This is a genomic window from Dokdonella sp. GW821-FHT11D02 (assembly GCF_058808595.1).
Genome location: NZ_CM179520.1, coordinates 1,804,214 through 1,817,662, shown reverse-complemented (window position 1 = coordinate 1,817,662; position 13,449 = coordinate 1,804,214). Strand labels below are relative to the sequence as shown.

Here is a 13,449-nt window from a genome sequence, read left to right as displayed (position 1 = left end):
CGAAACGTTGCGCTGCCGCGCCGAAACGTTGACCGGGCCTGCGCGCGGTGCCCGAATACGGTCGCCCGGCGGCCGCTTCGGCCAGCCTCGCTACCCGCCTGCGGACTGCGATGAAGGCACGCAGAGGGCTCGATACGTCGTCGGCGCGAGCTTCAAGCGCCGAGGCGAACCGCGGCGGACTCAGGTCAGCAGCTTCACCTTCTCGCGGTAGCTGCGCGACAGCTTCAGCTCGTGGCCCGAATCGAGCACGAGGAAATACTCGCCGTTCAGATGCGGGCGCATCTCCTTCACGCGCGCCAGATTGACGATGCTGGAGCGGTGCACGCGCGCGAAGCGCTGCGGATCGAGGCGGCGTTCGAGCTGCTGCATGGTGCCGCGCAGGACGTGGGTGTCCTCGCCGGCGTGGATGCACATGTAGTCGCCGGCGGCGTCGATCCAGCGAATCGAATCGACGTCGATGCGCAACAGGCGATGGCCGTCCTTGATCGTCAGTTTGTCGGGCGGGCGTGCCGGAGCTTCTTCGAGCAGGACCGCATCGAGCATCGATTGCGCCGACTTCGGCAGGGTCGCGACCAGCTTGAGCAGGCGCTCGTAGTGATCCTCGGTCTTGCGCGCGGCCAGACGCGCGCGCGCGCGCTCGATCGATTCGGCCAGGCGCGCATCGTCGACCGGCTTGAGCAGGTAGTCGAGCGCGCTGGCGGCGAAAGCGGCCAGCGCGTACTGGTCGTAGGCGGTGACGAAGACGGTCAAGGGAATCTGCGTCGCCGGCAGCGCGCGCAGCAGCTCGAAGCCGTCCACGCCGGGCATTTGCACGTCGAGAAACATCAGCTGCGGGCGCAACGAAGAAATGGCGTGGAAGGCCTGGCGGCCGTTGCCGGCCTCGCCGACGATCTCGATGTCGGGATAGTGGCGCAGGCGCAATTCCAGGCCGCGCCGCGCCAGCGGCTCGTCGTCGACGATGAGCGTGCGGATCGAAGTCATCGAGAGCGTCCTCAGGCGGTCTCGAAGGGCAGGCGGATGTGCACGTCGACGCCGTGCGGTACGCGCTTGCCGATCGTCAGCTGATGGCGCTCGCCGTACAGCACGCGTAGGCGTTCGCGCGTGTTGGTGAGTCCAACGCGCGCGTGCCCGTTCGGCGCGGCGTCCGCTTCGCAATAGCCCGGGCCATCGTCGCGCAGATGCAAGTCGAGCCAGCTCTCGTTCGGCCGGCCGTCGTCGCGGCGCGCGACCAGTTCGATGCAGGCACCCTCTTCGCGTTTGGAGACCGCGTACTTGATCGCGTTCTCGATCAAGGGTTGCAGGATCAGGCTCGGCACCAGCGCTTCGCGCGCGGCGGCCTCGATGTCCAGCTCGAATTTGAGGCGGTCGCCGAAGCGCAGCTGTTCGATGCCGAGATAGAGATTCAACGCCTCCACTTCCTGCGCGAGCGAGACGCGCTGCTCGGGGTCGGAGTCGAGCGAATGGCGCAGAAAGGCCGACAGGCTGCCGACCATGCGGTAGGCGGTGTCGCGCTTGTCGTCGAGCACCAGGGTGGAAATCGCGTTCAGAGTGTTGAACAGGAAATGCGGGTTCAGTTGGTAGCGCAGCATCTTCAGCTGCGCCGCGTGGGCGATGGTCTGCGCGCGCAGCGCGGCTTCCTTCTGCTGCTGCGATTGGCGCGCGAATTTGATGCCGAAGTAGAGGCCGCTCCACGACAACAGCAGATAGAACATCGAAGCGAAGTACCACAGGTAGCCGAATACGCTGTGCAGTTCGCAGTCGTCGCACCAGCGGAACACGATGCTGACGTAGAGCTTCATCTGTATCAGCGTGGCCAGCACCAACAGCGCCGCGGCGCCGGCCGCCATGCGCGGCACCGACAGCGGCCACAAGCGCCGATAGCCCAGGCGCAACAAGCTGGTGAGCAGAAAACCGCAGATCGCCACGGAAGCCGAGGCGATCACGTAATGCATCGGCTTGCCGTCGCCCATCGCGGCGGTGAAGTTGAGCGCGAAGTAGCCGAACCAACCGGCGATCTGCAGCGGCCAGAACGAGAGTTCCGATCGACCGGCAACCGGCTTCGACAGGGCGATGGCGTTCACGGCACGAGCCTTGCGTACGGGGCGCACACTATGAGCCGATCCGTGCCGGGTTTGAAGCGCCCCACCTTCCGACCCTCGACGAAACGACGGCTACGCGCCGTGAAACGGTCGGAACGGCGTGGCTTTTCCTTCGTGGAGGACAGTAACGGCGGCCACGACGGGTCCATTCCTGCGCACCGAAGTTGACCTGTCCGCCGCGTCAGCCGGCGGTTTCTTCGCCGGTTTCTTCCTCGTCGAACACGGCCACCGCCTCGCTACGTTCGACGCCGCGCAACAGGCGCATGCGCACCATCTGCTCGAACACGGCGTCGCCGCTCTCGATCATCACGATCTCGCCGGCGACGCGCTTGGCTACCGGCACGCCGTCGCGATAGAGCACGCGCGAGCCGGTCAGACGCGGCACCTTGTCGCCGGCGAGGACGTTGCCGACCAGGTTCAGCGGATCGGTGCCGCACAGGCAGACCCAGGTGTCGTTCGGTGCGCGCTGACGCAGGCTGCGCAGCGCGGCGATCGCTTCGGGCAGTGCGAACTGCTCGCCGGACAAACCGGCGATGAAGCGGCCGCCGCGGATTTCGCCACGCGCCTCGAGGCGATGATAGACACGCGCCAGATCGCGCCACGGCGGCAGCCACTCGGCCTCGTGCGCGAGCAGGCGCCAGCAGACGACGCCGTAGCGCGTGAGCAAGGTGCGGGCGATCTGCTCGGTGCGCTCGGCATCGGCGTCGCGGCGTGTCGAGGGCGATGTTTCGACCACGTTCGGGCGGCGCACCAACGACCAGCGGCCGGCATCCTCGATGCCGAACAAGGCGGTGCGGCGGCCATGCCGGCGCCGGCTCGGCGCGCGCTTGGACGAAGGCAACAATAAGGCGCGCAGGCCGCTGTAGCTGTCCGCGTTGACCAAGCCGGAGGCGACCAGCTCACCCAGCGCCTCCTCGATCTGCACGTGCAACAGGCGCGTGCCGCGCAACAACTCGTCGAAGAACGAAGCGCCGTGCGCTTGCAGATAGTCGGCGATGTCTTGCGCGCGCGAGGACAGCGGAATGGTCACGCCCGGCGCGAGACCGCCGAAACCGAGCCAAGCGTCGAGATTGCGCCGCTGCAACAACACGATCGGCGTCGCCCGCACCGGCCCCGCGATGCGCTCGGCGGCGCCGGCCTTGCGGCCGCGCAGGCGCGTCCAGACCAACCGCCCCGCCGTGCACAGCGCATCGAGCCAGGCGATTTCGTAGTCGGCGATGCGTGCCGGCAGGATCTCGCTCTCCCACGCCGCGGCCGGCGCCTCGTAGCCTTCGAGCTGGGCCAGCACGCTGGCGAGCGCGTCGGGTCCGCGCACCTGTGTGCCGGGTGCGACGCGCTGCCACTCGAACAGGAAGCGCACGAAGTCGCGCGGCTCGACCGGCTCGATCTCGCGACGCAGGCGGCGCATGGTGTAGCGGTGGATGCGCGCGAGCAGATGGCGTTCGCACCATTCCTGTTCGGCCGCTTCGATCGAAGTACGTGCGGTCGATGCGCGCTCAGCCTGCGCTTGATCGAGCGCGCCTTCAGCCTCTTCCACGGACGGGAGAGGCGACGGCGCAGGCTTGGCCGGCGGCGCGAAGGTGTAGTAGCCGCGCATCACGAAGCCGTCGCTCTCCAACGCGAGCAGCGCGAGCCCGACATCCGCATGGTCGAGACCGATCGACGCGGCGATCTCGCTCGCACGCGTCGGCCCGAGCGCGGTCAGGCGCGCGCGCAACACGTCGACCAAGGCGTCTTCGCGCGTCCACGCGACGGCTGCGTATTCGGCCGGCGCAACCACCGCCGGCGCCTGCGACGCGGCAGGCAAGATGGCGTCGAACTGCGGCAGACGTTCGGCCGGAATCCAAATGGCGGCGGACGCGTTCTCGCCGCGTGCGTCGCTGGTGTTCGATCGCGGCGCAGCAGAAGAGCCGAGAGCGATCCGCGTCACGCGGCGCCCGTCGGCCAGCTTCGCCAGCCACGGCGCCCAGCCGTAGTTCGATTGCGCTTCGGCTTCGGTGATGAAGGCGATGCCGAGCAGGGCCGCGTGCAGTTCGTCGGCCGAGCGCGCTTCCGGCCAGGCTTCCTCGCGTACCGCGGCGATCGCGTCGGCGTCGAGCCGGCTGAGATCGTCGGCGCTGTCGATGTCGCGGAAGCCGCGGCTGGCGACCGCCTGCGTACGCCGCTCTTCCAGCGGTGCGTCGTCGAGGAAGGCATACGGCCGCGCGCTGAGCACCTCGGCCGCGAGCGGCGACGGCGCGGTCAGATCGCGCGCGACGACTTGCACGGTGCCCTCTTCCAGCCCTTGCAGTAGCGCGATCAGTCCGTCGATGTCCATCGCATCGTGCAAGCAGTCGTGCAGGGTCTGCGCGACCAGCGGATGATCGGGAATCTGGCGCTCGCCGACGATGTTCTCCAGGCAGGCGACCTGATCGGGGAACACGGTCGCGAGCAGATCCTCGGCCTTCATCCGCTGCAGTTGCGGCGGCACCTTGCTGCCGCCTTGGAAGCGCGGCAGCGCGAGTGCGGCGGTCGCGTTCCAGCGCCAGCGTACGCCGAACATCGGCGCGTCGAGCAAGGCTTGCACCAGCACGTCGCGCACCGAGTTGGAATGCAGATAGCGCGCGACGTCGGCGAGCGGGAAGCTGTGGCTGGTCGACAAGGACAGGATGATCGCGTTCTCGGTCGCCGCCGCCTGCAGCTCGAAATTGAACTTGCGGCAGAACCGCTTGCGCAGAGCCAAGCCCCAGGCGCGATTGACGCGGCTGCCGTAGGGCGAGTGGATGACCAACTGGGAGCCGCCGGACTCGTCGAAGAAGCGCTCCATCGCGAGTTCTTTCAAGGTCGGCAACACGCCGAGCGCGACCTTCGCCGCGCCGAGATAGTCGGCGATCTGGCGCGCGGCGGCTTCGCCGAGGCCGACTTCGTCAGTGAGCCAGGCCTGCGCGTGCAAGCCGTCGGAGGTGACCGGCGAGGAGAACAGTCGATCCGACACTTCCGTGCGCAAGCGCGACACCGACATCGACAACTCGTCGGTGCGGCCGGGTGCCTCGCCGAGCCAGAACGGAATCGACGGCGGCGCGCCTTGCGCGTCCTCGACGCGCACGCGGCCACGCTCGACGCGCAGGATGCGGTAGGAATGATTGCCGAGCTGGAAGATGTCGCCGGCGATGCTCTCGACCGCGAAGTCTTCGTTGATGGTGCCGACCATGGTCGCTTGCGGCTCGAGCACGACCTCGTAGTCGGCCGTGTCGGGAATCGCGCCGCCGGAGGTGAGCGCGGTCAGGCGTGCGCCGCGGCTCGCGCGCAGCATGCCGTTGACGGCATCGCGGTGCAGGTACGAACTTCGCGGCCCGCGCCGGGTGGTGAAGCCGTCGGCCAGCATGCGCACGACCGCGGTGAAGTCCTCGCGCGTGAGCGCGGCGTAGGGATAGGCGCGGCGTACGACGTCGAAGAGTTCTTCCTCGCGCCACTCGCGGCAGGCGACTTCGGCGACGATCTGTTGCGCCAGCACGTCGAGCGCGGCGCGCTCCACGTGCAGCGCATCGAGTTCGCCGCGGCGCACCGCATCGAGCAGGGCCGCGCATTCGACCAGCTCGTCGCGCGATTGCGGGAACAAGCGTCCCTTCGGCACGCCACCGACTTGGTGGCCGGCGCGGCCGACGCGCTGCAGGAAGGTCGCGATCGAACGCGGCGAACCGATCTGGCAGACCAGGTCGACATCGCCGATGTCGATACCGAGTTCGAGCGAGGCGGTCGCGACCAGCGCGCTGAGCTCGCCGCGCTTGAGCCGTTGTTCGGCGTCGAAGCGATGCTCCTTCGCCATGCTGCCGTGATGCGCGGTGACCTTGTCCTTGCCGAGGCGCTCGGACAGATGCCGCGCCGCGCGCTCGGCCATGCGCCGGGTATTGACGAAGATCAGCGTGGTGCGGTGCTCGCCGATCAGCTGCTCCAACCGCGCGTAGACCTGCGCCCACTGGTCGCCCGACAGCACCGCTTCGAGCGGCGCCTCGGGCAGTTCGAGCGCGAGATCGCGTGCACGCACGTGGCCGGAATCGACGATGACGCAATCGGGTTCGGCGGTTTGCGCAAGAAGCGCTTCTTTCTGCCTGCCTTCCGCCGTGTCGCCCGGGAAGGACTCCAGCATCAGCGGCGACGCCGACTCCTTCTCGGCCGGCGCTCGCGGATCGCCGCTGCCCTCCGCTGACGGCACCGAGGACATGCCTTGTCCGACCAGAAACCGTGCCACCTCGCCGATCGGCTTCTGCGTCGCCGACAGGCCGACGCGCACGAGCCGGTGCTCGCACAACTCGTCCAGCCGCTCCAGCGACAGCGCCAGATGCGCACCGCGCTTGTTCGGCGCCAGTGCATGGATTTCGTCGACGATCACCGAACGCGTCGTCGCCAGCATGCGCCTGCCCGACTCCGAGCCGAGCAGCACGTACAGCGACTCGGGCGTGGTCACCACGATGTGCGGCGGGCGCTTCTTCATGCGCTCGCGCTCGGCTTGCGGCGTGTCGCCGGTGCGCACCGTCGTGCGGATCTCGACGTCCGGCAGCCACAAGCGCAGGAGTTCGTCGCGGATGCCGGCCAGCGGCGCTTCGAGGTTGACGCGTACGTCGTTGGACAAGGCCTTCAGCGGCGAAACGTAGACCACCGCCGTTTCGTCCGGCAGTTCGCCCTCTACGCCGCGCCGCACCAAATCGTCGATCGCGGCGAGAAAAGCGGCCAAGGTCTTGCCCGAACCGGTCGGCGCGGCGATCAGCGTGTGGCGACCCGAGGCGATGGCCGGCCATGCTTCGATCTGCGCCGGGGTCGGCGCCGCGAACGATCCGCGGAACCAGTTCGCGACAGCGGGGTGGAAGGTGTCGAGCGGCATGCACGTATTGTGCGCGCGTCCGTCTCAAATCCTGAAACAGCCCGCGGCCGATTCGTTCAGCTCGGTGGCTCGAGGTACGTGCCGATCGGTTCGCACTGTCCTCTTCGTTCGTCGTTACCGATCCCGCTTCATCGTTACCAATCCCCGTTCGCCGTTACCCAGCCGTTATCGCGTCGTTACCGATGCGTGGCTACAAACGCGCGGCTCTCGACCTAGGCTCGGTCGGTCCGACGCGAACCGTCGTCGTTTGGAGCGGCAACGGTTCGTTAACGCCGGATCGACGGCCCGTCCCTGCGGGCTGCGATGGTTCTGACCCAATGGAGGAGTTGGATATGAAAGCCATCCGTAACGCCGTTCTCGCCCTTGCGCTGTGCTCCGCCGGAGTCCACGCCGAAGATCGTCTCGCCGCCCTGCAGGCTTCGCTCGCCGCAGACGGCCTGACGCCGATCAGCGAAGGTCTGTATGGCCATCGCGAAGGCGGCAACGAAAGCTATGTCGCCTACACGCCGGCCGGGCAGCAAGCCCTGTTGCAGCGCCTGCTCGAATGGCGCGCCGCTCATTCCGGTTCGGCCAAGGCGGCCAACGCGAAACCGAACGCACTCGACGAAGTGATCGAGCGACTGAGCCAGGCCAGTCACAGCGGCGCGCTCGCCAGCACCGACTATCGCGACGGCAACTGCAACGGCATTGCGGTGGGTGGCCCGTTCCGCGTGATCACCAGCGCCAATGGCGGGCTTTCGGCGAGCGCCTCGGTGCAAAACACGAGCAGCCCGACCATCAACACGACCAATGAAGCGCGCGCCAGTGCGATCGACACCGGCTATCAAGAAACGCTGGACGAGAAAGTGACTCACGGCAATACACCGGTGACGGCGTCGGCGGCGGTATCCAATCCGCGCTTGGCCTGCTCCAGCTCGGCGGTAGCGACGATCACCTGCCCGGGCGCGACCCAGTTCGCGCTGATTTCGATTTCGCTCAGCAACGCCAATCCGGGCGAGCCGATCATGTGCTGAAAACCGTGCGCCGAGGCGATCGGCCACGGCGCGCACCGGCTGCTTTGGAGTCCGCCGCGCCAGCCATCACAGCGGCGGCTCCGATCTTTCTCGCTCGCTCTCTTTTGGATACGGAGACTCCTCATGAAAAAGATGTCCAGTACCCTGCTCGCTCTCGCTTTCTGCTGCGCCGGCGCGCAAGCCGACGATCGCACCTCGGCCCTGCAAGCTTCGCTTGCCGCCGACGGCATGACGCCGATCAGCGAAGGCCTGTACGGCCGCCGCGACGGCGGTGATGAAGCCTACGTCGCCTACACGCCGGCCGGACAACAAGCCCTGCTGCAGCGCCTGCGCGAACTGCGCGCTGAAGACGCGGATTCCAAGCGAGCGGCACCCAATCCGCTCGACCGCCTGATCGAGCAGCTCGGCCAGAACAGTCTGAACGCCGATCGCTACGGCGACTGCAACGGCCCGGCCGCCAGCGGTCCGTTTCGCGTGCAGGCCAGTGCCAGCGGCGGCGTCAGCGCCAGCGCTTCGGCGCAGAACACCAGCAATCCGACCATCAACACGACCAACTCGGCGTATGCGTCCGCGACCAACCAGAACGGCGACGGACCGGATCAATCCACCACCACGCAGGGCAACGCGCCAGCCACCGCAACGGCCAGCAACAACCCGCGCTTCGCCTGCATGAGCCGCGCCTCGGCCACCGTCACCTGCCCCGGCGCCAGCAGCCCGGCGATCGTCGCGTTCGCCAACAGCCGCGCCAATTCCAGCGTGCCTTGCCGGCTGTGAGCGGCGGCGTACGGGTGCGCGATCCACGAGTAGGGGCGCGCATCCGTCGCCTTCATCCGAACCCACTTGCCGACCTCCTGCGGAACTCCGACATGAAATCCCTGCGCAATACCCTGCTCGTCCTCGCTCTGTGTTCCGCTGGCGCCCAGGCGCACGAGCACGGCACGGCTCTCGAGAATTCGCTCGCCGCCGACGGCATGACGCCGATCAGCGAAGGTCTCTACGGCCGCCGCGACGGCGGCGACGAAGCCTATGTCGCCTACACGCCGGCCGGACAACAAGCCCTGCTGCAGCGTCTATACGATCTGCGCTCCGCTCGTTCGACCGCCAAGCAAACCGACGAGGCGGCGCCGAACGCGTTCGATCGCCTGATCGATCGGCTCGGCGAAGCCGGCGTCAGTCTCAGCGGCGTGCAGAACGGCTACGGCGACTGCAGCGGCGCGGCCGCCAGCGGCCCGTTCCACGTGCAGGCTGCTGCATCCAACGGCGTCGCGGCGAGCGCGCGCGCCGAAAACACCAGCAACCCGACCATCGCCACGACCAATGTCGCCTACGCCTTCGCCAGCGATCCCAGCGGCGACGGACCGGAGAACCAGTCGACCGCGCACGACAACACGACCGCCAGCGCCTCGTCGTCGCTGCCGCGACCCGGCACCGCGTGCCGCAACCAGACCGGTGAGAGCTACGCCTCGGCGACCGTCACCTGCCCCGGCGCGAGCAGCCCGGCGATCACCGCGATCGCGTTCAGCCAAGTCAATCCCGACCTGCCCTGCCCCCGTTGAGAGGCAGGCGGGACCCCGACCCGCCGGCGCGTTGCACGGAGGCAGCGCGGCGGGTACGAGAAGTCGCCTCGAATCAAGACACTCTCGGCGGAGGCCGAGGCGACCTCGACGTACGGCACGCCAGTGCTCGATGGGTCTGCGGACCGGCGTAATCCGTTCCGCTGCTCGAAGCGCCGCAAGGAGGACGGCGCTTCGAGATTTTTCAGGTACGACTACCGACAAGGAGAACACTCGTGAAAGCAGCACTCGTGAAAAGTTTCGCGCTCCTCGCGCTGGTCGCGGCGGCAGGCGTGCAGAACGCACCAGCGGCACCGGGCATTCCGGGTCCGCCGACTGTGTCGTGCTCGCTGGCGAACGACGGCGATCTGTACACCATCAACACGCATACGCGCGAAGGCGACGTCGCCTGGACCTACCAGTGCGTGGCCGATCAGTCCGGCGGTGGTTGGCAGCTCATCATGCGCTGCGACGAAGAAAGCTGCGTGATGTACTGACGGCTCGCCAAGACGGAGTTCATCCGGCACAGGGAAGTGCCCTCTTGCACTCGATGACGGCACAACCGGCGTAAAGGGCCACAGCAGGCGCATGGTTCGCCGGCGAAAACCCGCCAAAGCCGATCGGCTGGAATCCCATGTCGCTGTCTACGACTTCAGCGTAGCCCTTGTCGCCGGCCCGATGTAAACGTGAGCGTGACCGTGTCGCGTCCGCGCGAACGGCCGCATATCCCCCAACTGTTGATAGGAAGGAGACAGCTATGCGCAGCTTCATCAGCTCGGTTTTGTTCGCCGCTACGGCCTTCGGCCTGGCCCTCGCTCCGATCGAGCGCGCGTCCGCTCAAGCCGCGATGACGCTCGACTGCTTCACCAACGAATGCACGGTCGCCAACGCTCCGGCCGGAACAGCGGCGTTTTGGTGGAGCCTCAATGGTCCGGGCGGTCCGACCGCAAACTGCGGCGACAACGACTCGGTGTGCGACTTCGCCTGTACCCGAGTCGCACCGATGCGCGTCTCGGTGACCGCGGTCGATTCCAACGGCCAGGCGATTGCAACCGCTTCCAAAACCGCCGGATGCGCGCCGACGGATTGGTAAGCAGCGTTCGTTAGGAATTGAATGCCAGGGGCGGGACACGTGGCCGGCGCGAGCCGGCCTCGAGTCTCGCCCCCAATACCTCTCCGCCTCCGCACGAACGGCGCGTGCGTGACCAGCGCCCGTTCGACTCAAGTCAGGCCGAAACGCCTCACCAGCCAACCCTTCGCCGCCTGCGTCAGTCCGAGATAGGCCAGCACGATCGGCAGCAGAAACAGCCAATAGGCGTGCGGCAGCGGCACGAAACCGAACAGCGCAGCCAGCGGCGAATACGGCAACGCCACGCCGATCACGCAGATCAGGATCGTGGTCAGGATCAATGGCGTGCTGGCGCGGCTTTGCAGAAAGGGCACGCGGTTGGTGCGAATCACGTGCACGACCAGGGTCTGCGACAGCAGCGACTCGACGAACCAGCCGGTCTGGAACAGGCTCGGCTGCGCGGCCGCTTTGAACACGAACCACAGCAGCGCGAAGGTCGCGTAGTCGAAGATCGAACTCAGCGGCCCGATGCACAGCACGAAGCGCGCGATCGCCGCCATGTCCCACGCGCGCGGCTTGGCCAGGAACTCGGCGTCGACCTCGTCGGTCGCGACCGGCGCCTGCGACAGATCGTAAAGCAGGTTGTTGAGCAGGATCTGCACCGGCAGCATCGGCAGGAACGGCAGCAGCGCACTCGCGCCGACCACGCTGAACACGTTGCCGAAGTTCGAGCTGGCGGTCATGCGGATGTATTTGAGGATGTTGCCGAACACCTTGCGGCCTTCGATCACGCCCTCTTCCAGCACGGCCAGACTCTTCTCCAGCAGAATGATGTCGGCCGATTCCTTGGCGATGTCGACTGCGGTGTCGACGCTGATGCCGACGTCGGCCGCGCGCAGCGCCGGCCCATCGTTGATGCCGTCACCGAGAAAACCGACCGCGCGGCCGTCGCGCTTGAGCGCTTCGATCACGCGCACTTTCTGCTGCGGATTGAGACGCGCGAACACCGGTGTCGTGCGCGCCGCAGCGCGCAGTTCGTCGTCGCCGAGCGCTTCGACTTCGGGCCCGAGCAGGACGTGTTCGTGGTCGATGCCGACCTGGCGGCAGACGTGACGCGTGACGATGTCGTTGTCGCCGGTGAGGATCTTCACCTCGACCCCGTGCGCGCGCAGCGCCGCGATCGCTTCCCTGGCGTCGTCCTTGGGCGGATCGAGGAAGGCCATGAAACCGACCAGGGTCATGCCGGCCTCGTCGGCGACCGACCAGGCGCGGCTCGCCGCCGGCGCGCGCCGCATCGCCACCGCGATCACGCGGAACCCGTCCGCGTTCAACTCGCGCGCGAGCGCGCGCGCGGCGTCCAAGCGCGCCGGCGTCAGCGCTACGACTTCTTCGGCGGCGGCGATCTCGCTGCAGATCGCCAGCGTCTCGACCACCGCGCCCTTGCTGATCAGCACATGCCCGCCGTCCGGCGCGCGCACCACCACCGACATGCGCCGCCGCGCGAAATCGAACGGCACCTCGTCGACGACGCGGTAGTCGGTCTGCAACTGCTCGGCGACTTGTGCCGGCAGTGCTTCGAGCACAGCGACGTCGAGCAGATTCTTGAGGCCGGTCTGGTAGTGGCTGTTGAGCCAGGCCAGGCGCAGCACGTTCTCGTCTTCCTCGCCGTCGGCGCCGACGTGGCGTTCGAGGATGACCCGATCCTGCGTCAGCGTGCCGGTCTTGTCCGTGCACAACACGTCGATCGCGCCGAAGTTCTGAATCGCCGGCAAGCGCTTGACGATGACTTGCTTGCGCGCCATCGCCAAGGCGCCCTTGGCCAGATTCACGCTGACGATCATCGGCAGCATTTCCGGCGTGAGCCCGACCGCGACCGCGACGGCGAACATGAAAGCGTCGAGCCATTCGTGCTTGAGCAGGCCGTTAAGCAGGAACACCAGCGGCACCATCACCGCGATGAAGCGCAGCATCAGCAGGGCGAAGCGGCGCACGCCGCGATCGAAACTGGTCGGCGCGCGCTCGCCGGAGATCGCGCCGGCCAGCGCGCCGAAGTAAGTCGCGCGGCCACTGGCGACGATCACGCCGACAGCCGACCCGCTGATCACGTTCGAGCCCATGAAGCAGAGGTTGCGCGCCTCCAGCGGCGTCTTCGCCTCGACGTCGATCGCGGCGAACTTCTCCACCGGCAGCGATTCGCCGGTCAGCGCGGATTGGTTGATGAAGAGGTCTTTCGCCGTGATCAGGCGCAGATCGGCCGGCACCATGTCGCCGGCCGAGAGCAGCACCAGATCGCCGGGCACCAGCGATTCGATCGCGACCTCGATGCGCGCGGCGCCGCCGAGTTCGTCGCGGCGACGCACCGTGGCGGTATTGCTGACCATGCGCCGCAGCGCTTCCGCCGCGCGATCGGAGCGGCTCTCCTGCAGCCACGACAAGGCCACCGCGATCGCCACCATCGCGAACATGATCACCGCGCCGATCTTGTCGTCGCCGAACCACGACACGATCGCCAGCACCAGCAGGAGAATGTTGAGCGGATTGGACAGCCGCCGCAGCAGCTCGAGCGCGGGCGAGCGGCGCTTCTCGCCGGCGACGACGTTGGCGCCGTGCTTGGCCAGGCGCTCCTGCACCTGCACCGCGTCGAGCCCCTCGCTGCCGCTGTCCAGGCGCGCCAGCGCCTCGCTCGCGACGATGCCGGCATAGGGCAGCAGCGGATGCTCGATGTGCGCACGTTCGGCGCGGCGGCCGCTGTCGCGCGCGAGCGCCGGCAGCCAGGCCGAGAATGCGCCGAGTTTGAACATGACCGATTCCCGGAGCGCCGCTCGGGCGAACGGCAGCGGCGACGCAGCCGTCGCGT

General features: G+C 67.6%; 9 protein-coding genes. 5 read left to right on the top strand and 4 right to left on the bottom strand.

From position 1 onward, the window contains the following. Positions 1 to 180: 180 nt before the first annotated feature. From AC3QL3_RS07630 to AC3QL3_RS07620, 3 genes are all read right to left on the bottom strand, one after another. Complete coding sequence (locus AC3QL3_RS07630; protein ID WP_492897779.1) at positions 181 to 981, bottom strand: LytR/AlgR family response regulator transcription factor; 801 nt, start codon at positions 979 to 981, stop codon at positions 181 to 183. Between the two features lie 11 nt (positions 982 to 992). Then, complete coding sequence (locus tag AC3QL3_RS07625) at positions 993 to 2,081, bottom strand: sensor histidine kinase (protein WP_492897778.1); 1,089 nt, start codon at positions 2,079 to 2,081, stop codon at positions 993 to 995. A 199-nt stretch (positions 2,082 to 2,280) separates the two neighbouring features. Then, a complete protein-coding gene (locus AC3QL3_RS07620; protein ID WP_492897777.1) occupies positions 2,281 to 6,957 on the bottom strand; it encodes a DEAD/DEAH box helicase in 4,677 nt (1,558 codons plus the stop codon). A gap of 332 nt (positions 6,958 to 7,289) precedes the next feature. Here AC3QL3_RS07620 and AC3QL3_RS07615 point away from each other — a divergent pair, with 332 nt between their 5' ends. From AC3QL3_RS07615 to AC3QL3_RS07595, 5 genes are all read left to right on the top strand, one after another. Continuing rightward, entirely contained in the window at positions 7,290 to 7,970 is a 681-nt protein-coding gene (locus AC3QL3_RS07615) for a hypothetical protein (RefSeq protein WP_492897776.1), read from the top strand. 123 nt (positions 7,971 to 8,093) lie between these two features. Continuing rightward, complete coding sequence (locus tag AC3QL3_RS07610) at positions 8,094 to 8,744, top strand: hypothetical protein (protein ID WP_492897775.1); 651 nt, start codon at positions 8,094 to 8,096, stop codon at positions 8,742 to 8,744. A 92-nt stretch (positions 8,745 to 8,836) separates the two neighbouring features. Next, complete coding sequence (locus tag AC3QL3_RS07605; protein ID WP_492897774.1) at positions 8,837 to 9,526, top strand: hypothetical protein; 690 nt, start codon at positions 8,837 to 8,839, stop codon at positions 9,524 to 9,526. Positions 9,527 to 9,759: 233 nt separating this feature from the next. Further along, positions 9,760 to 10,020, top strand: coding sequence for a hypothetical protein (locus AC3QL3_RS07600; RefSeq protein WP_492897773.1), 261 nt, complete (start codon positions 9,760 to 9,762; stop codon positions 10,018 to 10,020). A 260-nt stretch (positions 10,021 to 10,280) separates the two neighbouring features. Beyond that, positions 10,281 to 10,616, top strand: a complete 336-nt coding sequence (locus AC3QL3_RS07595; RefSeq protein ID WP_492897772.1) for a hypothetical protein — start codon at positions 10,281 to 10,283, stop codon at positions 10,614 to 10,616. Positions 10,617 to 10,744: 128 nt separating this feature from the next. Here AC3QL3_RS07595 and mgtA read toward each other — a convergent pair whose 3' ends face one another. Then, entirely contained in the window at positions 10,745 to 13,393 is a 2,649-nt protein-coding gene (gene mgtA, locus AC3QL3_RS07590; protein ID WP_492897771.1) for a magnesium-translocating P-type ATPase, read from the bottom strand. Between the last annotated feature and the right edge of the window lie 56 nt (positions 13,394 to 13,449).

What these genes read in the sequence shown, in the direction of transcription:
- AC3QL3_RS07620 (WP_492897777.1), bottom strand. Translation starts at nt 6,957, where the DNA reads ATGCCGCTCGACACCTTCCACCCCGCTGTCGCGAACTGGTTCCGCGGA.
- AC3QL3_RS07605 (WP_492897774.1), top strand. Translation starts at nt 8,837, where the DNA reads ATGAAATCCCTGCGCAATACCCTGCTCGTCCTCGCTCTGTGTTCCGCT.
- AC3QL3_RS07615 (WP_492897776.1), top strand. Translation starts at nt 7,290, where the DNA reads ATGAAAGCCATCCGTAACGCCGTTCTCGCCCTTGCGCTGTGCTCCGCC.
- mgtA (WP_492897771.1), bottom strand. Translation starts at nt 13,393, where the DNA reads ATGTTCAAACTCGGCGCATTCTCGGCCTGGCTGCCGGCGCTCGCGCGC.
- AC3QL3_RS07610 (WP_492897775.1), top strand. Translation starts at nt 8,094, where the DNA reads ATGAAAAAGATGTCCAGTACCCTGCTCGCTCTCGCTTTCTGCTGCGCC.
- AC3QL3_RS07595 (WP_492897772.1), top strand. Translation starts at nt 10,281, where the DNA reads ATGCGCAGCTTCATCAGCTCGGTTTTGTTCGCCGCTACGGCCTTCGGC.
- AC3QL3_RS07630 (WP_492897779.1), bottom strand. Translation starts at nt 981, where the DNA reads ATGACTTCGATCCGCACGCTCATCGTCGACGACGAGCCGCTGGCGCGG.